The sequence below is a fragment of the Mucilaginibacter sp. PAMB04168 genome, assembly GCF_039634365.2.
Lineage (GTDB): Bacteria > Bacteroidota > Bacteroidia > Sphingobacteriales > Sphingobacteriaceae > Mucilaginibacter.
Genome location: NZ_CP155079.2, coordinates 3,801,104 through 3,819,019, shown reverse-complemented (window position 1 = coordinate 3,819,019; position 17,916 = coordinate 3,801,104). Strand labels below are relative to the sequence as shown.

The 17,916-nt window shown below is 41.6% G+C and carries 18 protein-coding genes and 1 tRNA gene; 7 read left to right on the top strand and 12 right to left on the bottom strand.

Annotated features, from left to right (window positions below; all coding sequences use genetic code 11):
- Positions 1-64 precede the first annotated feature (64 nt).
- Positions 65-1,087 (top strand): DNA polymerase III subunit delta, encoded by a 1,023-nt coding sequence (holA, locus tag ABDD94_RS16205; RefSeq protein WP_345953130.1) that lies wholly within the window; start codon positions 65-67, stop codon positions 1,085-1,087.
- 62 nt (positions 1,088-1,149) lie between these two features.
- Here holA and ABDD94_RS16200 read toward each other — a convergent pair whose 3' ends face one another.
- On the bottom strand, positions 1,150-1,344 hold the full coding sequence (locus tag ABDD94_RS16200; protein WP_345951054.1) for a hypothetical protein: 195 nt from the start codon (positions 1,342-1,344) through the stop codon (positions 1,150-1,152).
- Between the two features lie 180 nt (positions 1,345-1,524).
- On the opposite strand from ABDD94_RS16200, the gene ABDD94_RS16195 reads away from it, so the two are divergent.
- Entirely contained in the window at positions 1,525-3,294 is a 1,770-nt protein-coding gene (locus ABDD94_RS16195; RefSeq protein WP_345951055.1) for a PAS domain-containing protein, read from the top strand.
- Positions 3,295-3,367: 73 nt separating this feature from the next.
- Here the strand turns inward: ABDD94_RS16195 and ABDD94_RS16190 are convergent, their stop codons facing one another.
- Positions 3,368-3,619, bottom strand: coding sequence for a hypothetical protein (locus ABDD94_RS16190; RefSeq protein ID WP_345951056.1), 252 nt, complete (start codon positions 3,617-3,619; stop codon positions 3,368-3,370).
- Between the two features lie 90 nt (positions 3,620-3,709).
- Entirely contained in the window at positions 3,710-4,153 is a 444-nt protein-coding gene (locus tag ABDD94_RS16185) for a hypothetical protein (RefSeq protein WP_345951057.1), read from the bottom strand.
- Between the two features lie 502 nt (positions 4,154-4,655).
- Between ABDD94_RS16185 and ABDD94_RS16180 the strand changes: the two genes are divergently transcribed.
- Complete coding sequence (locus tag ABDD94_RS16180; RefSeq protein ID WP_345953129.1) at positions 4,656-5,060, top strand: EVE domain-containing protein; 405 nt, start codon at positions 4,656-4,658, stop codon at positions 5,058-5,060.
- Positions 5,061-5,163: 103 nt separating this feature from the next.
- The gene (locus ABDD94_RS16175; protein WP_345953128.1) at positions 5,164-6,147 is read left to right on the top strand and encodes an aldo/keto reductase; all 984 of its coding nucleotides are present in this window, start codon (positions 5,164-5,166) and stop codon (positions 6,145-6,147) included.
- 99 nt (positions 6,148-6,246) lie between these two features.
- Here the strand turns inward: ABDD94_RS16175 and ABDD94_RS16170 are convergent, their stop codons facing one another.
- From ABDD94_RS16170 to ABDD94_RS16160, 3 genes are all read right to left on the bottom strand, one after another.
- Positions 6,247-6,771 (bottom strand): acyl-CoA thioesterase, encoded by a 525-nt coding sequence (locus ABDD94_RS16170; protein WP_345951060.1) that lies wholly within the window; start codon positions 6,769-6,771, stop codon positions 6,247-6,249.
- Positions 6,772-6,923: 152 nt separating this feature from the next.
- The gene (locus ABDD94_RS16165) at positions 6,924-8,120 is read right to left on the bottom strand and encodes a DUF5103 domain-containing protein (protein ID WP_345953127.1); all 1,197 of its coding nucleotides are present in this window, start codon (positions 8,118-8,120) and stop codon (positions 6,924-6,926) included.
- 188 nt (positions 8,121-8,308) lie between these two features.
- Complete coding sequence (locus ABDD94_RS16160; protein WP_345951062.1) at positions 8,309-10,225, bottom strand: ABC-F family ATP-binding cassette domain-containing protein; 1,917 nt, start codon at positions 10,223-10,225, stop codon at positions 8,309-8,311.
- A gap of 175 nt (positions 10,226-10,400) precedes the next feature.
- Between ABDD94_RS16160 and ABDD94_RS16155 the strand changes: the two genes are divergently transcribed.
- Positions 10,401-11,738: a hypothetical protein gene (locus tag ABDD94_RS16155; protein WP_345953126.1), complete on the top strand. Its 1,338-nt coding sequence runs from the start codon at positions 10,401-10,403 to the stop codon at positions 11,736-11,738.
- A gap of 32 nt (positions 11,739-11,770) precedes the next feature.
- On the opposite strand, the gene ABDD94_RS16150 is transcribed toward ABDD94_RS16155, so the two are convergent.
- Positions 11,771-12,529, bottom strand: a complete 759-nt coding sequence (locus ABDD94_RS16150) for an SGNH/GDSL hydrolase family protein (protein ID WP_345953125.1) — start codon at positions 12,527-12,529, stop codon at positions 11,771-11,773.
- Positions 12,530-12,607: 78 nt separating this feature from the next.
- On the opposite strand from ABDD94_RS16150, the gene ABDD94_RS16145 reads away from it, so the two are divergent.
- Positions 12,608-13,657: a quinone-dependent dihydroorotate dehydrogenase gene (locus tag ABDD94_RS16145; RefSeq protein ID WP_345951065.1), complete on the top strand. Its 1,050-nt coding sequence runs from the start codon at positions 12,608-12,610 to the stop codon at positions 13,655-13,657.
- A 112-nt stretch (positions 13,658-13,769) separates the two neighbouring features.
- Here ABDD94_RS16145 and ABDD94_RS16140 read toward each other — a convergent pair whose 3' ends face one another.
- From ABDD94_RS16140 to ABDD94_RS16130, 3 genes are all read right to left on the bottom strand, one after another.
- Entirely contained in the window at positions 13,770-13,943 is a 174-nt protein-coding gene (locus ABDD94_RS16140; protein WP_345951066.1) for a spore protein, read from the bottom strand.
- 28 nt (positions 13,944-13,971) lie between these two features.
- A tRNA-Cys gene (locus tag ABDD94_RS16135) sits at positions 13,972-14,045 on the bottom strand.
- A gap of 46 nt (positions 14,046-14,091) precedes the next feature.
- Positions 14,092-14,841 (bottom strand): RNA methyltransferase, encoded by a 750-nt coding sequence (locus tag ABDD94_RS16130; protein ID WP_345953124.1) that lies wholly within the window; start codon positions 14,839-14,841, stop codon positions 14,092-14,094.
- Positions 14,842-14,900: 59 nt separating this feature from the next.
- On the opposite strand from ABDD94_RS16130, the gene ABDD94_RS16125 reads away from it, so the two are divergent.
- Positions 14,901-17,216 carry a BamA/TamA family outer membrane protein gene (locus ABDD94_RS16125; protein ID WP_345953123.1) on the top strand — a complete coding sequence of 772 codons (2,316 nt, stop codon included), beginning with the start codon at positions 14,901-14,903 and terminating at the stop codon, positions 17,214-17,216.
- 53 nt (positions 17,217-17,269) lie between these two features.
- Here the strand turns inward: ABDD94_RS16125 and ABDD94_RS16120 are convergent, their stop codons facing one another.
- Together ABDD94_RS16120 and ABDD94_RS16115 are read right to left on the bottom strand one after the other, a co-directional pair.
- Positions 17,270-17,719: a MarR family transcriptional regulator gene (locus ABDD94_RS16120; RefSeq protein ID WP_345951069.1), complete on the bottom strand. Its 450-nt coding sequence runs from the start codon at positions 17,717-17,719 to the stop codon at positions 17,270-17,272.
- A 32-nt stretch (positions 17,720-17,751) separates the two neighbouring features.
- Entirely contained in the window at positions 17,752-17,913 is a 162-nt protein-coding gene (locus tag ABDD94_RS16115; RefSeq protein WP_345951070.1) for a DUF5522 domain-containing protein, read from the bottom strand.
- Positions 17,914-17,916: the final 3 nt, after the last annotated feature.

Here is a 17,916-nt window from a genome sequence, read left to right as displayed (position 1 = left end):
GCGGCTAAATTCCGTATTAAATCTGCCAAATCCTAATCGGTATTCGTAAATTTGCCCTTATACAATGACCGCTAACGACATTATAAAAGATATAAAAAACCGCCGTTTTAAGCCGCTTTACCTGCTGCACGGAGAGGAGCCGTACTTTATTGATTTGATTGGCAATTATATAGAAGACAATGTGCTGTCTGATGCGGAAAAAGGCTTTAATCAAACCGTTTTGTACGGAAAGGATACCGATATAATGACGGTGCTTAACGCAGCTAAGCGTTACCCAATGATGGCTGAATACCAGGTTATCCTTATAAAAGAAGCACAAGATATGAAGTGGGGCAAGGAAGATGCCGATAAGAAAGGCATAAACCCAGTGCTGAGCTACTTCGAAAATCCACTTAACAGTACTGTACTGGTATTTTGTTACAAGTACGGAAAGTTTGACAAGCGCAAAAAGGCTTACAAAGCCATTGAGAAGAACGGTTTGGTATTTGAGTCGGCATCTTTGTATGATAATAAGATACCGGCCTGGATTGAGAGCTATGCCACCGAAAAAAAGTATCGAATTAGCGCCCAGGCGGCTGCCATGCTTTGTGAGTATTTGGGTAATGATCTTTCTAAGATAGCTAACGAGCTGGATAAGCTAATGCTCAACATTGCGGCAGGGCAGGAGATTGGATTAAAGGATGTTCAGGATAATATTGGTATAAGCAAGGAATACAATGTATTTGAGCTGCAATCGGCGCTTATTAAAAGAGATGTGCTAAAAGCCAATCAGATTATAAATTATTTTGAAGCTAACCCCAAGGCAAACCCTATTGTGCTTATACTAGGTAATCTTAATAATTTTTTCAGTAAGGTACTACTGTACCATTACGTGAAAGATAAAACACCACAAAACGTTGCACGCGAGTTGGGCGTAAACCCATATTTTATCAAGGATTATGAAATGGCAGCCCGCAGCTTCGACTATTATCGTTCTACCCAAATTATAGGCTGGCTACGCGAGTATGATCTTAAAAGCAAAGGCCTAAACTCTTCTGCATCGCACGGCGAGCTCTTAAAAGAATTAGTATTTAAGGTACTGCATTAAAGAGAACCAAGAGCTAAGGAATAATAACATGGTTTTAGTTTCTTAACTCTTGGTTTTATACGTTATTCGCCTGTATTGTCTGGTTGGTAATCTTCATCAAAGTCCAGTTCATCTTCGTTAAACTGCTTTACCTCTCCCGATGCCAATGCTACCTCAACAGGGTCACCATCTTTTAACTGGTTTATATTTACAGTGCCTTTTTCATCGGTAGCCGTAATTACCACCTCGTCTCCGTATTCAAATAATCCGTTTTTCATATTATAGTTATTGAGCTTTTTGTTTAAACTGTCTAAAGAAATGAATGTTTTGCGGCATATTTTAATTTTGAGTAAAGTTCCTTTTAACTTAAATAACAGTTATAATAATATCACCTCTTTAATTTACGCTTTAGAGTTTTTAGTTGTACTTTCGGATGGCATCATCCCAACGTTACATACATGAATTTTCATTTGCTGCTGGATGCAGAAGGGCGAATAGCCTTTTTTAATAATTCATTTCAGGCCTGGTCAGGTTATCATCTTTCTGAATTACAGCAAAAGCCCATACAAAATTACTTACTACCTACCTACGCGCAGTTAGTTAACAACTTTTTGAGTGAGCCTTATTTTCAGGATAGCCTTAACCTGCCGCGTATAGCTTTTTTTTGCAAAGATGCAGTTAAATGGGCCGGCATGGTACTTACTTGCCTGCCGCAACAAGGCAACAACAGCCACACCATAATGATTAGCCTGAGTGATGTGACCAAGCAGGCGCAGCAGGAAATGGATGAAGTTAAACAAACACATGCTTCCTTTTTCGAAGGGCATCCATTTGGTGTGTTAAGGTTAAATAACGATGGCGAGGTTACAAATATTAACCCGCAGCTTTACGCCGATGCAGGTTACAACCTGGCTGTATTGCAACAAACCGCGTTTGTGAATTTTGTGCTTACCAAATACCGTCAGCGGGTGTTACGAGAATACGTTAATACAACCAAGTTCGGTAAAGGGTCAACGTTTGATATTCAGATTTTGACAGCCCAACAACAACCACTGGATGTAAACTTAACCATGATACCTGTTATTTATCATGGCAAAACTATCGAAACTTATTTAGTAGTAAAAAATATTGCCGAACGAATAGCGCTGCAGCAAAATCTTAAAAAACTATCACTTGTGGCCGATAAAGCTACCAATGGGGTGGCGGTGTTGGACAAGAATTTTGAGATAGAGCTTATTAATGATGGGTTTACGCAAATGAGCGGTTACACCCGCATGGATGCCATAGGCAAGGGTTTGGGAGAATTGCTTAAAATGGACGAAACCGACACAGAGGTAGCTAAAGTAGCCCGGCAAAAAATGGCGAACGGCCTGCCATTGGAAGGCGAAGTGCTCTGTTATAAAAAAGATGGAACCAGTTATTGGAACTTGCTTAGACTTGCGCCCGTTTTGAATGAGGAAGGTGAGATGGAAATGTGTATTACTATACATTCTGACATCACTGAAAAACGCAAAACAGAAATGGAGCTCCGTTTACTGGCCGATGATTTGTATCGGCAAAATAAGGAACTGCACCAGTTCGCATACATTGTATCGCATAACCTTCGTTCGCCTGTAGCCAATATCGTTGGACTAATTAATTTGATGGAGTTATTTAAAGACGACAGCGAAACGTTAAATCAGACGCTCAAGGAATTATCTAAATCGGCCAGCAATCTTGACACCGTAATTAAAGACCTAAGTTATATACTTACCGTAAATAATGCAAGCAAAGAGCTGTTGAAAGAACCCGTAAACTTACAGGATACCCTGCAACAGGTATTGATAGATTTACAGCCCCAAATTTTAATGACTGATGCAGATGTGAAAATACCGGTTAAACCAGTGGTAATGCGCACCAACCGCGCTTACCTTCACAGCATTTTTTATAACCTAATCAGTAACGCTATTAAGTATAAATCACACCAAACGCCTTACATTAAAATAGATTATTACCTTACGGATGAGCATACCGTAATTTATGTTGCCGATAACGGTAAAGGTATTGACTTGAATAAGCACGGCCATGAATTATTTAAGCCCTACAAACGATTTGATTTTAAGGTTGAAGGGAAAGGCCTGGGCTTGTTTTTAGTAAAAAGCCACATAGAGGCGCTGGGCGGGCACTTAACCGTTAAAAGCGAGGTAAAAAAAGGCTCAACTTTTTATATGAAGATACCTTTTGCTTAATCAAATACTTGCCGGCCACATTTAATGAAAAAAATTAATGTACTGGTGGTTTCCTTCAAAACAACATCTTAGTTCACGCTTGAAGCGCCTGTAATCTTAAAGCAATAGCCTGAAGTAAACCAATTTCCAGCTTGTTATTTTTGTCAGATAATTGTTCTGGGTTGATTAATGCTCTGTAACTTCCTTCTTCATCGGGCTCAAAAAATACTATTAAGCCATCCAAATCTACCGCTACCTTTTGGACATAGCCGTAATTGCGAAATTCAGCATCATACTTTAATACTTCTCCGTTATAAATCACTTCTAACAAAAAGCGTTCGTCCATAACCATTAAGTGAGCAATCAATAAATGTTTAATTTACAAGCATAGCCAACCAAAAGCAAGCTGACGTAAGTGTTAATGATGCAATATGCATTAAAACACCTGCTTGTCATAAAGCAGAAGGTAGAGCCAGATCAGCAAAAAAAACAGGGCTTGTGCTACCGGGGAGAGCCGCTGAAACAGGCGGTCGAAATAAGTTCCATCCAGCATGGGTATGCCGCTAAGTTCGGCATTCTTATGTAGTTCGTAATCTTTTCTAATATTGCTCATCCGCCTTATAGCCTTTACGATATCTAACAAGGTAAAGAGGCTTACCAATACGCCAACATACGGGAGCACAATACTTAACATTTGTGCCTTGGCATGCCAGTAGGTAGTTGGTGATGAAAATAGGGTAACTGCAGCATATACACCAAACATAAATGCCAGGCAGTTATTAAGCCAGATCAGCCTCATGCCTATGGAAATGTCATCATGCTCTATTTGAGACCTGCTGATAGCATAAAGTTGAGAGGGAGAATCTTTGTCAGATACCATATTCTTAAATACAAATGTTTAATGCTCTGGTTTGCAGATAATCATTAAAATCGGACAAATTAGTATGCGATGTTTTTTCGGTAATGCTTTTGCAAACCTTAAAGGCGGAAATCACATGCTTGTTATGATTATTTAATACTTAAAAAAGGCTATCCCTTAAGAGGGGTGAAGAACAGAGCTAACCTACAACCATTGTATATACGTTAGGATCATGCAACAAGATAGGTCCTTATTATTTCAAACAGTTTTACACCTTGCAAGCCTGTAAATGTCGTCCTGATTCTGTTCGCCACTTAATATGTAGTGGAAGTAAATAAACAGCTTGTCTATGCCTTCACAATAGTTAGGCCGGCTAGAAAAAACTCATAGTCTTCCTATGCCATGAATTAGTAGCGACCTTTTTAATTGTTGCATTTTTTTGCCTTATTTTGTAGCTACTGTCGTCGTCAGGCCTTCTAACGACAAAGCAAAACTGCTTAAACATTATCAGAATCAGGGATTTATGCGATATTTTTTAGTCAAATCAGAACCTTTCAAATACAGTTGGGAAAAGTTTAACCAGGATGGGCGGACCTTTTGGGATGGGGTACGCAATTACCAGGCGCGTAATAACCTGAAAGCAATGCAGGAAGGCGATTTAGTACTGTTTTACCATAGTAATGAGGGTAAGGCGGTGGTAGGGATTGCCAAGGTGGTTAAAGAAGCTTATCAGGATCCAACTACGGATGATACTAACTGGGTAGTGGTAGATTTGTCGCCGGTTGAATCTTTGAAGAACCCTGTTACGCTCGAGCAGATCAAGGCTGATGATCAGTTAAAAGATATTTCGCTGGTTAGGCAAGGTCGTTTGTCGGTAATGGAACTTAAGGCGACAGAGTTTGACCGCATTATTGAAATGGGCAGTTAAATAATCATTGCAGTATTCAATCTTTAAGTAAAGTTGTTTGTTCGTCTTAAACAGCATTATTAAAAAGACATCATTTTCGAGATAAAAGTTTTCGATATCTAGCATGAAATACAGATCATTTAAAGAAGAACAGGTGGCCGAAGTGGGCTTGGGCACATGGCAATTGGGCAGTGCAGATTGGGGCAACGTTGACGAAGAGGCAGCCTTGCAAATATTAGAAGCTTACACAAATGCAGGCGGTAACTTTATTGATACGGCCGATGTATACGGCATGGGCGTGAGCGAAACGGTTATTGGTAAATTTTTAAAAACGGTTGGCAAAAAAATTTACATTGCTACAAAGTTAGGTCGGCGCGGCGATGATGGTAATGGATGGCCGCAAAATTTTACTTACGACGCTATGAAGCGCCAGGCTGAAGATTCGCTACAGCACCTGGGGGTATCGCAATTGTTTTTAGAACAATTACACTGTATTCCTACTGAAGAAATGCGCTCGGGGAAGGTATTTGACCACTTGCGCAAATTGCAGCAGGAAGGCTTAATTAAGTATTTTGGCGCCAGTGTGGAGACTTCGGAAGAAGCGCTTTTATGCTTGGAGCAAGAGGGATTGGCATCGCTGCAAATCATCTTCAATTTGTTTCGCCAGCACGTGGCCGACGAGGTATTTGCCAAAGCCAAAGAAAAAGGAGTGGCGCTGATTGTGCGTGTGCCCCTGGCCAGCGGGCTCTTAAGCGGAAAGTTTACCCAAGAAACTAAGTTTGAAAGTAATGATCACCGTAATTTTAACGCAAATGGTGAGTCATTTAACGCAGGTGAGACGTTCTCTGGAATAGATTTTAAAGAAGGGGTTAACCTTTCGGACAAAATTAAAACACTGTTACCTGACGAACGGATGGCGCAGTGGGCTATTCGTTGGATTTTAGACCATCCTGAAGTAACTACAGTTATTCCAGGTGCTTCGAAAATTAGTCAGGTTGACAGTAATGTAGAGGCATCAGATCTGGCTCCGCTATCTGCAGATGTGCATCAGCAATTAAGAAAATTGTACGATGAACAGATCTATAACAAAATAAGGGGACATTTTTAAGCAAAGCTTCGTCTCAATAGCAGGGCTGTCGTTTCGAACGTAAGTAAGAAGCGACAGCTTTTTTTTATAGATGAATTGCTTCTGAGATGATTAGTCAGGTTACTCGTGCTTAGCTGCCAAAAACAACGCTTTCAATTCGGTAGCATCATTGGGTTCCATACGGCCGCTTAATATAAGACGTAATTGACGACGGCGTAATGCGCCGTCATACATCAGTTGTTCCTGCTCGGTCTCTGGTTCAATTTCAGAAACAGCCACTGGTTTGCCCGCATCATCTAAGGCTACAAAGGTATAATAAGCCTCATTGCTCTTAACTTTAGTACCCGACGGTATGTTTTGTGCCCACACATCCAGCCGCACTTCCATAGATTTGTTGAATGCACGCGTAACCTTGGCCTCAATAGTTACGGCATCGCCCAGTTTAATAGATTGCTGAAAGGAAACATTGTCAACAGATGCGGTAACCACCAGGCGGTTACTATGTTTTTGGGCCGACATGGCCGCTGCAATATCCATCCAGTACAGCAAGCGCCCCCCCATCAGGTTGTGCATCATATTGGTATCATTAGGTAATACCAGTTCATTCATTATAACTAAAGATTCCTGAGGCTTTTTGGCTTGCATAAGGCAAAGATAAAATTTTTTGTTAGAGCGCGAGCGAGAGGTAAGGGGTGGGGAGCGGGTACGAGAAGCGGAAGAAAGTGATGCAAGTTGGTGTGTGTTTACCTTGAGAATTTTTGACCTTTCCGTCATATTGAGCACCTCGCCCTGCTCAGTCAGCGCTTAGTGTTCACCACTTTGTAGCCAATGAGTTCCTCCCAGCGCGAGCCGGGGGGGCGGTAATAAACCAGGAGCTGATAGTCATTCTCAGTTTCAAAATAGCTACCTTCTAATGGCTGGCTGTCGGGTTTTTTTGTATCGGAGTTTATCCATACGTACTGATAATCATATACCCCTTGCTTAAGCAGGGCATGGGCGGTATACTGGTTACGGGAGGCGTCAAACACCAGTTTACCTGCTTCTGTCAACTCATAATTGTTAAACTTGCCAGTAAGATAGATATCGCCTTTTGACGGTACGCTGCTAGCCGAGAGGTTAAAGAATACATATGCATAGTCTGCGTCGGTGCGGGCATCGCGGCCGTCCTGGTTAATTACGTAAAAGCTGCCGTTAATATCATACTGAAACAAATAAGCGTTTTGATTCCGGCTTTCATCTCCGAGCAATAAAACGGTGTTAGCCGTATCCTTAAATATGCGTGCAATGCGCTCAGAGTTTAATTTTAACGTGCGTGTATCAAAATGTCTAAACTCATTGCCACCAGCAAAATCGTTGATGTTATAGTCATTGTAAATTAGCTGATTGCCTCGGATAAACGTTGGTTTTGTATTGAGCTGCATAGTTTCGGGCCGGCCGTTTTGCATCACCACTACCTTAATATCATTATAAGGGTTTTGCACGTTAAGGCCGCCGTAGCTTACCTGAAAGTTGAGCTTCTGATTCCGCAGCCTTAAGGTCACGTTATTTGATGGTACCACCTCGGCACTAATACCTGTAGCCGAGCCGGTTACATAAATGCGGCGAGTAATAATGAGCTTACTTTGGTCATTATCCTCATAAACTTTCAGAAGGTAATTGCCGGGTAGTTTAGGACTGAGGTTCTGATTAGGCAATTTAACTTCATAATGAATATACTTTTGCACCGTACCGCTAGAGTAATTGTAATCCATAATGCGGTCTTCCATAAAGCCCTGCAGGTACTCAGCCGGCGACAGGCGGGAAGTGTTCCACTGCGCGTCACAATGTTCAATCGTATAATAGTAATTGCGGCTACGGCCTTCTAAATCATCAAAAGCCAGCGTTATTTGTTCGTTAGAGCGTAGTTGTATGATAGGGAAGGAACCCGGCTTAGTAGTATTATAACATTCCACACTTTTGATGCTTGCGCGATACGTGTGATCGGTATACTGCATGCCTGTTTGTGCCTGAGATGGTAGTATACCGAAGCTCAGAAAAAAAGCGCATGTTAAAAGAGCGGCAAAAAAAATGTCATTCCGAACGTTAGAGAACCACCTTTTTGAATTGCAGACTTTGCGTCCTGCAGCTTTAAAAAGGTTTCTCGTTATCACTCGAAATGACATTTTACAGGTATAAGTAAGCCTTAAGCTTCCAGCTCCATAATCTGTTCGGCCAAAGATTCCCATTGCCCCTGTACCTGTTTAAGCTGGCTTTGCTTTTGCTGATAGGTGGCATTGGTTTCTTTTAACTTAGCAGCGTTGTTAAAAACGCCATCTTCGGCTAATTTACTTTCCAGCTGTTTTACCTCTTTTTCCAAGTCGGCTATTTGCTGCTCCATGCGTGTTAAATCGCCGTTCAGCTTTTTTAACTGTTTATTTTTATCTTCTGTAGGCTGTTGTTTAACAGGCTCTTTCTTTTCTTCTTTTTTAGGCTGAGGAGCAGGTGTAGCTTTAGGCTCAAACTTTCGCTTGCTCATCCATTCCTCGTATTCCTGGTAAGTGCCCGGGTATTCTTTAATCTTATGATCTTCGATAAACCAAATCTTGTTGGCAATATTATCCAGAAAGTACCTATCGTGCGATACCGCTATAAACGTGCCCTCGTACTGTTGCAGGGCCTGTATAAGGATGTTTACCGATTGCATATCCAGGTGGTTGGTAGGCTCATCCAGTATCAGGAAGTTAGCATCGGCTGTAAGGGCCTTAGCCAGCGCAACCCGCGATTTTTCACCACCCGATAGTACTTTGATTTTCTTAAACACATCGTCGCCCGTAAATAGAAACGAACCTAAAATAGAGCGCAGCTCAGTGTCGGTATGCTTAGGGGCAAAGTTTTGAAGTTCCTGCAAAATTTCACTTTCCAAATGCAGCGACTCCAGCTGGTGCTGGGCAAAAAAGGTTTGTGTTACGTTGTAACCAGTTTCACATTTGCCCGTAAATTCCTTGTCGGCACCTGCAATAATGCGTAACAAGGTAGATTTACCACGGCCGTTAGCACCAATCAATGCAATTTTATCGCCTTTTTCAATTATAGCATCGGCATTATCCAGTATAGTTAAATTAGGATAGCTCTTGTTTATGCCTTCTACAGTGATAACGTTACGGCCCGATTGCTTGCCAAATTTAAAGGTGAAGTTAACGGATGGATTATCATCATCCACATCATCAACCCGTTCCATTTTATCAAGCATTTTTATGCGCGACTGGGCCATTTTGGCTTTAGATGCCTTGGCTCGGAAACGCTCAATCAGGCGCTCTTCCTGTTTAATTTTAGCTTGCTGGTTTTTAAACTCACCACGCTGAATTTCTTCACGCATGCCTTTCTCTTCCAGGTAAAAAGTATAATTGCCTGAGTAAACCGTGAGCTTACCTTTGCGCGATTCAACCGTACGGTTAATTACCTTGTCCAAAAACCATCTATCATGCGATACGATTACAATAGCACCTTCAAAGTTTCTTAAGTAATCTTCCAACCATACAATAGAGGGTAAGTCTAAGTGGTTGGTAGGCTCATCCAGCAACAAAATATCGGGTGCTTGTAAAAGTATTTTGGCCAGCATAACCCGCATGCGCCACCCACCCGAAAACGTGCTCAGTTTGCGTTCCTGATCTTCATCAGCAAAACCTAAACCGGCTAAAATTTCGTGTGCCTTATATTCAATGCTGTAACCGTCCAAAGCTTCAAACTCGCTTTGTTTGTCGCTCAGTTTGTGCAATAAATCTTCGCTATAGTCGGTTTCCAGTTTTTTTAATAGCGCTTCAATTTCTGTATGTAGTTGATTTTGGCGTTCAAAAGCTTCCATCGCCACGTGCAAAATCGATTTGTCTGACGAATAAGAAAGCAAATCCTGGTTCAGATAGCCAATAGTTAAATCCTTGGCTTTTGATATAGTGCCCGATGTAGGTTTGTAGTCGCCTACAATAATTTTAAGTAAAGTAGTTTTACCGGTTCCGTTGGCCCCAATTAGGCCTATTTTTTCTCCGGGTTTAATATGCCAGTTAGCTTCATCATACAGGGCACGGGCACCAATCTCGAACGTCAGGTTATTTATAGCAATCATTTACCTACAAATATACCATTTTGGGCCGAAAGGCTAAAGAGGAAAGGTAAAGGGGATTGTCAAAAATGCTTTAATTGATTCAAATATTGCGTTTGGCATTACCTTAAAAATGAATACGTTAGAATCATACTAATTCACCCTAAATAAAGTTACTATAACATCGCCCTCCTTATTTATGCAATTTACATTAGATCGACAAACGCTGGCCGATTTGGCAGTAGCTGGTTCAGGAACACAGCAATCCTTAACGAGCTTATTTAAGCCTGATACGTTGGGAGGACAGACAATGCTTATCCAGTTGTTTAATCACCCATTGGCTGATATGGAATTGCTGCGGAATCGATCGGCTGTAATAGCTTACTTACATGTAAATGAATTCGGGATTAAGTTTGACAAGGAAGAGCTGGACTTTATTGAACATTACCTTAGGCAGGGGCAAAGTCCGGATAGCGTATCAAAAGTTAGGGCTGTTAAAAATGATTTATTGAATAAGATTAGTCCTTCAAACCATTATTATGTGGTTAAAAGAGGGGTTGGGTTATTGGTGAAGTTGCTTAATTATATGGATAACTTTTTTCAAAGTATCCATTCACAACACAGGCCGTCATTATTTGTTGATTTTGCCCTTTGTACGAGTGTACTCCTTGATGCAGGGGATGGCATTATTATCAGCAGTTTAAAAAACAAGCGCTACCTAAGTGCAATGGATCTCGAGCGGTGTGATTATTTGTTCAGACGAAAAGCGCATCAACAGGTGAAAGCATTTTTAGATATGGTTTATGAGATAGATGTTTATAACGCAGTAGCCTGCACTGCTGCATCAAGAGGGTTTTCATACCCGGTAATTGTTGATAAAGATGGTCCTGTGTTAGAGTTAGAAAACTTGTTCCATCCGTTTGTTCAACGACCGGTAACCAACAACATCAGTTTCGCCAAACACAACCTGTGTTTTGTAACGGGGGCAAATATGGCTGGTAAATCTACCCTGCTTAAATCAATCGGCGTTGCTGTTTTGCTGGCACATATTGGTTTTCCTGTACCTGCGTCGGCAATGAAGACTTCCTTGTTTAAAGGCTTGTTTACCACCATCAATCTCTCAGACAATATAAATTTAGGGCACAGCCATTTCTATGCTGAGGTTTTAAGAGTTAAAGAAATGGCTCAACATATTAACCACCTTCAAAGCATTGTAGTGATCTTTGATGAGCTTTTTAGAGGTACAAATGTAAAGGATGCTTATGATGCATCACTGGCAATCATTAAGGCGCTTGCCCAAGTTAAAAAATGTATATTAATTGTATCGACTCATATTATAGAAGTTGCCGAGCAATTGCAGGAAACCAATGGCGTTTTTTTTAAATGCTTTAGCACCAGCTTAAAAGGAAACGACGCTTTTTACAACTATAAGCTGGAAAATGGTGTAAATACCGAAAGGCTGGGTATGAAAATTATCGAGGATGAAAATATACTGGCCATGCTACAGGCCAGCGCTTATAACATTGAGCATAGCTAACTATACTCAATGTTTGTACATTACTATCTGTATTACTTCACTGCTTTTAACCATGCCTGGGCCATTAAGTTGGCGCCTGCAAGAGTAGGGTGTACGCCGTCAGCAGTCCAGTAGCTGCCTGGGGTTGTTTTTTGTGCTTCATCAAATACATCCTGGTAAGGGATGAAAGGCGCATCGTATTCGGCAGCAATTTCGCGCGCCACCCGGCGGTATTCATTGAATTTGGGATACCAGTTATCGTTTACAGATTTAACACCTTTAACCGCAAACGGTTCACCTATAATAAATTTCACATCGGGTAGCGCTTGTTTAGTACGGTCTAACAGCTTCCTGTAATCAGTACGGTAAGTATCAATCGTGCCTTGGTAACCGTTGGTTAGCGTATGCCAAAAATCGTTCACGCCTATCATTATGCTCAGTACATTGGGTTTAATCTGCAGGCAGTCGGCATCCCAGCGGTCGGCCAATTGAAAAACTTTGTTTCCGCTGATCCCCCTATTATATATCTTGAAATCCTTTCCGGGGTTTTTGAGCAGTAGATCGGCGCTGGCCAGGTATGGATAACCACTGCCCAGCATCCCGTTACTATTAGGCGATGTATTAGTGCGGTTGCGACCGGAATCGGTAATACTATCACCTTGAAACAGGATGATATCATTAGCATTTAAGGTTAGCTTTTTAGCATTCTCATTTTTTACAGCAGCCGATACCATATCGGGTATAGCGATGGCAGCAAGAGTGGCTGTGGCGGCACTGCTTATAAAATTACGTCGGTTAAATTGGTTACTCATTATAATAAGTTGGTTTGCTAAAGTATATTCTTTGCATCAAATCTGCAAACTGAGTGTATAAAGCTATAACTTCGCGCTATGTATTCCATACTTAAACCCATTTTATTTAAGTTCGATCCTGAAAAGGTACATTATTTTGTAACCCGCAACCTGAAACGCTTTAACCGGTTACCCGGTGGGGCGGCACTTAGTCGTTCAATTTGGGCAGTGAACGATAAGCGACTGGAGCGCGAGGTATTCGGTCTGAAATTTAAAAATCCGGTTGGTTTGGCAGCCGGGTTTGATAAAAACGGCGATACCATAGCCGAAATGGCTAACCTGGGTTTTGGTTTTATTGAAGTGGGCACGGTAACACCATTGCCACAACCCGGGAACGACAAACCCCGTATGTTCAGACTGCCTGCCGATGGCGCTTTAATTAACCGAATGGGATTCAATAACCTTGGGGTAGATGTACTGGCATCGCGTATAGCTGCTTACCGCAAAAGTGCTGAGGCTGCCAAAAATCCGGTCATTATTGGCGGCAATATCGGCAAAAATAAAAACACGCCTAACGAAGACGCCGTAAGCGACTACATAAAATGTTTTGACCGCCTGTTTGATGTGGTTGATTATTTTGTGGTAAATGTAAGCTCGCCTAACACACCCGGCTTACGGGCGCTGCAGGAAAAAGAACCATTGATGAACATCCTGAACACGCTGCAGCAACGCAATCGCAAAAATGATATTAGCAGGCCGATACTGCTTAAAATAGCACCCGATTTAACGGATGAGCAACTGAACGATATTGTTGAGATTGTACAAAAAACCGGTATCGCCGGCGTAATTGCCACAAATACAACCATAAGTCGGGATGGATTAGCAGCGCCGCAAAGCGTGGTTAATGAAATGGGTGGTTTGAGTGGTAAGCCTTTAACGCAACGCTCAACAGCAGTAATCAAGTATTTGGCGCAAAAGTCTAATCAATCGTTTCCAATAATAGGAGTGGGTGGCATACACTCACCGGAGGATGCGTTGGAGAAATTAGCTGCCGGCGCGGTATTAGTGCAATTATATACCGGCTTTATTTACGAAGGGCCGGCGCTGATTGGCCGCATTAATCAAAAGTTGTTAGCGCAAACCAGCTAACAATTGTCATTTGGAATCCCTGCTTTGCGATCACGGAGAAAATGAGCAACAAAAAAAGACCTGCAGGATATATCTGCAGGTCTTTTTTTGTTGCTTGATTACGACAGTTTTCTTATTTAGAAGAAAGCTGAGCTAAAACTGCATTGTTTTTAGCAATCTGGCTCTTTTTAGGCTCTGCTGAGCGGCTTCCCAGCTCTAAGTTAGTAGCCAATTTCAAGAACTGTACTTCTAAACGAGATACAGTTTTATTTTTTCTGTCTTTTCTTTTTAAACGTGTTACGCCCATGGTAATTTATCTTTAACGGTTAACCCTTTGGAGGTCGAGAGCGGATTCGAACCGCTGTACGAGGTTTTGCAGACCTCTGCCTAGCCACTCGGCCACCCGACCATTTTAATGGAGCGCAAAAATAACAATTATTTATTCACCAGCAATATTATTTAAACCTTTTTCTACCTATTTCTGAACAAAACAGCGCTGTTGCTATCGCCACATTCAATGATTCAGCCTCGCCAATGCGCGGTATAGTGATTGCCCGTGTAACGAGGCGTTGAATATCAGCGCGTAAGCCATTGCCTTCGTTACCCATCACAATTAATCCTTCGTGGCCAAATTCGGTAGTGTAAATGTTATCACCATTTAGCATAGCGCCTAAAACAGGTAAATTGAGATGTGGTAACAGCTCGGCCAGGTTGCTATAATGCACCTTTACACGTGCCAACGAGCCCATAGTAGCCTGTACAACCTTTGGGTTATAAGCATCAACAGTATCTTCCGAGCAAATAATATTTTGGATGCCGAACCAGTCGGCCGTACGAATGATGGTGCCCAAGTTGCCGGGATCCTGTACGCCATCCAGCACCAGCGTAAAAGTATTAACCAACTGCGTTTGCGTTAAAGCGGGCCATTCGGGCATTTTTATAACGGCTAATACTTCCTGTGGAGTGGTAAGGCTGCTTATTTTTTGCAGATCTGCTGCCGATATCTCTTGAAAATTGATTTTCTTTGATAGTTTATGCAATTTTGCACTTACATCGGGCGTATGATATACCGTTTGTATATGGTAACTTGCTGCTATAAATTCTGATACAGATTTATAGCCTTCGGCCACAAAAAGCCGGTGCTCTTTGCGGAATTTTTTTTGTTGTAAGGACTTTATTAAACTGATCTGAGATTTTGAAACCATTCTACCCGGAAACTAAGCTTTACTGCCTTGCAATAATAAGTATTCTTTTAATTTTTACGGTGAGTGGCTGCAGCTTAACCCGGGGGGTACCCGATAACCAGTACCTGGTGCGTGGTATAAAAGTTGACAGCGTAGACAAAGAATTTTCGGATGCAGCTTTATTGCACGTTGACCGCCTGCAACAGCCTAATAGCTGGTTTAACCTGCAACTTTACTACCTTTTTAACAGAAAAGGCAAAAAAGATTTAGGTGAACCACCCGCTTTGTTAGATAGTAGCCTGGTCGAATATTCGCGCCTGCAAATTGAGCGCTTTCTGCGTAACAAAGGTTATGTAAAGGCAATCGTGGCCAGCGATATCGAAACCAAGCAAAAAAAGGCTTACCTTAAGTTTACCGCCAAACAAGGTCCGCTTTTCAGGATAAGGAACATTCAGGATAGTGTGGGCGACCCTAAAGTTCAGGCCTTGTACCGGGTGAATCGCAGGCGTTTTTCGCATGTACAGCCCGGTGGGCGTTTTGACCTGGATAGTTTAGCCTACGACCGCGACGAGTTTTACCAGGTGATGAAACGTAATGGCTATTATGATTTTTACAGACAATACGTAAACTACAACTACGATACCACTTTTAACAATAGCGTAGTGGATATCAAAATGATCATCGACAATCCGCCCGGCAAAAAAGAACATCCCATATACAAAATCAATAACACACTTATTACAATATCAACCTCAACCGGCCGCACTACCGGTTTGGCTGATACTTTAAAAGTAGACTCGCAATTTACGTTTGTAGATTATTCGCGCCGTTTTAAGCCTAATGCGCTTACCAGGTACATATTTCAGCGAAAGGGAGATATTTATAACATTGACCAGCAAACACTCACCACATCGCGCTTATCAGAGCTTAATGTGTTCAGGAATGTGCCTAACCCAGTGTATAAGAAGCTGCCCGACAGTACTAACCGACGTTTAGACAGCCGTATAGATATTATTCCACTCAAGCGCATGTCTGACCGGATTGAGGCTGAATACCTGCACTCAGGACCGGCGTTTTTTGATTTCTTTTCGGGGACCGGGTTCGGCTTCAACATCGGTAACACTTTTACCAACCGCAATTTGTTTAAGCAGGCTGAAATATTGCAATTTAAGCTCAATTATAGTGTTTTATATGGTGGCGAAAATTCAGGCATAATTGGTGGCATACAAAATCAAGACTTTAAAATTGGGGTAAATCTGGTTTATCCGCGCATTATAGCGCCCTTTAATGTGCCGGTATTAGGTAAGTACGGCGTGCCGCATACCACCTTCTCGTCAAACTTTCAGTTATTCTATCAAAATGGACTGGTTAAACGCCGCAGCTTTATCAATTCCATTACTTATGACTGGATAGAGACTACCCGCAAGCAGCACTCCTTTACACCAATCAGTATTGAGTTTTCAAATGGAACCATTGATCCCAGCGCTAAAGATTCATTATTAAAGCAGGACAGGTACTCATACGTTTATCTTATTGGCCGTACCGTATTTACTACCAGCACACAATATACATTTCAACTTAATGCCAATAAGTTGAACACACTGGCAAACTTTATATACTTCAGAGGTTCGGCAGATATTGGTGGCAATACGTTAAGCGCACTCAGTAACTTGTTTAACACGCCGCGTGATACCGCAGGGCAGCGTACTATGTTTGGTTATACATTTGCCCAATATGCCAAGGCCGATGTAGACTTGCGTTTTTACAAGAGCTTTGGTACTAATGAGCAGCAATTTGTTTTTCGCATAAACCCGGGCATTGGCATTCCATTTGGTAACAGCGATCAGCTTATTTTTGAAAAGAACTTTTATGCAGGCGGTGCTAATGACATGCGTGCCTGGTTACCACGCACACTTGGCCCGGGTAAGTTTAATAGAGCTATATACACTACCAATACGCTACGTAACAGATTAAAATACCTCGATCAATTTGGGGAGATAAAAATTATAGGCAATGCCGAATACCGGTATAAGATAGCTAATGACTTTTATGGCTCCAAGGTTAAAGGCGCTTTCTTTATGGATTTTGGAAATATATGGCGCTTAAAAGAATCTGTAGAGAACCCAGGCGGCGAATTTAAATTGAACAACCTATTCCAGTCTACCGCTATTGGTATCGGTACCGGTTTGCGGTTTGATTTAACTTTCTTTGTTTTTCGTTTGGATGCAGCGTTTAAGTTTAAGGATCCACAGTTCACAGGTCGCGATCAGTATGTGCTGTTAAGGCATTTCGACGAACTGTTTAAAGCAGGATCATTTAAAGATGCTTACTATAACAGCAATAACGAGCCTTACCGTTTTATGCAGATTAATTTTGGTATAGGGTTGCCGTTCTAATTTTTTAATCTAAACGGTTTCAAAACTGCACGGTAATTATACCTAATACAATATTATCCTCGCAACTTATCCAGTAAATTGCTTAGGGTAGAGGCTTCTTCTTCAGTAAAATGGTTTTTGAAAAGGTTGGCCGTTTTAAATTCGGCATCCATTTTTGCAAGCACCTCTAAACCTTTTTCGGTAATATGAATATCAACCGCCCGGCGGTCAGCGTTGTTGGTGCAACGCGATACCAGTTCTTTTTGCACCAGGCGGTCCACAATACGCGAGGCATCCGACATTTTGTCGATCATGCGCTCCTTAATCATGTTTATGGTAGCCGGTTTGGGGCTTTGGCCGCGTAAAATACGCAGCACATTAAATTGCTGGCTGGTAAGGTTATACTTTTCGAAATGGATGCGCAGCAGGTTGCTCATCCAACTATAAGTATATGAAATATTGATGACTGCTTTATGGTAGTTGTCTTCGAATTTACTGCTCTGTATTTCGTCTTCTATTTTCATCCGTTACAATTATAGTAAATAAGCTGTTACATTTATTTTTTTTTACAACCTTTTGGTGTTTTTGGTTGCCCAAACAGCCAGGGGCAATGAAGGCATTTGTTTTTACAGCAATGCCCTCGTTTGAGGTGATACTCGCGCGTGAAAACATAATTTCCTTCAACGTTAATGTAATAGTCGGTACCCTTAATTAGCATACG

Coding starts and splice junctions, on each gene's coding strand:
- holA (WP_345953130.1), top strand. CDS start 65: ATGACCGCTAACGACATTATAAAAGATATAAAAAACCGCCGTTTTAAG.
- ABDD94_RS16200 (WP_345951054.1), bottom strand. CDS start 1,344: ATGAAAAACGGATTATTTGAATACGGAGACGAGGTGGTAATTACGGCT.
- ABDD94_RS16195 (WP_345951055.1), top strand. CDS start 1,525: ATGAATTTTCATTTGCTGCTGGATGCAGAAGGGCGAATAGCCTTTTTT.
- ABDD94_RS16190 (WP_345951056.1), bottom strand. CDS start 3,619: ATGGACGAACGCTTTTTGTTAGAAGTGATTTATAACGGAGAAGTATTA.
- ABDD94_RS16185 (WP_345951057.1), bottom strand. CDS start 4,153: ATGGTATCTGACAAAGATTCTCCCTCTCAACTTTATGCTATCAGCAGG.
- ABDD94_RS16180 (WP_345953129.1), top strand. CDS start 4,656: ATGCGATATTTTTTAGTCAAATCAGAACCTTTCAAATACAGTTGGGAA.
- ABDD94_RS16175 (WP_345953128.1), top strand. CDS start 5,164: ATGAAATACAGATCATTTAAAGAAGAACAGGTGGCCGAAGTGGGCTTG.
- ABDD94_RS16170 (WP_345951060.1), bottom strand. CDS start 6,771: ATGCAAGCCAAAAAGCCTCAGGAATCTTTAGTTATAATGAATGAACTG.
- ABDD94_RS16165 (WP_345953127.1), bottom strand. CDS start 8,120: ATGCAGTATACCGATCACACGTATCGCGCAAGCATCAAAAGTGTGGAA.
- ABDD94_RS16160 (WP_345951062.1), bottom strand. CDS start 10,225: ATGATTGCTATAAATAACCTGACGTTCGAGATTGGTGCCCGTGCCCTG.
- ABDD94_RS16155 (WP_345953126.1), top strand. CDS start 10,401: ATGCAATTTACATTAGATCGACAAACGCTGGCCGATTTGGCAGTAGCT.
- ABDD94_RS16150 (WP_345953125.1), bottom strand. CDS start 12,529: ATGAGTAACCAATTTAACCGACGTAATTTTATAAGCAGTGCCGCCACA.
- ABDD94_RS16145 (WP_345951065.1), top strand. CDS start 12,608: ATGTATTCCATACTTAAACCCATTTTATTTAAGTTCGATCCTGAAAAG.
- ABDD94_RS16140 (WP_345951066.1), bottom strand. CDS start 13,943: ATGGGCGTAACACGTTTAAAAAGAAAAGACAGAAAAAATAAAACTGTA.
- ABDD94_RS16130 (WP_345953124.1), bottom strand. CDS start 14,841: ATGGTTTCAAAATCTCAGATCAGTTTAATAAAGTCCTTACAACAAAAA.
- ABDD94_RS16120 (WP_345951069.1), bottom strand. CDS start 17,719: ATGAAAATAGAAGACGAAATACAGAGCAGTAAATTCGAAGACAACTAC.
- ABDD94_RS16115 (WP_345951070.1), bottom strand. CDS start 17,913: ATGCTAATTAAGGGTACCGACTATTACATTAACGTTGAAGGAAATTAT.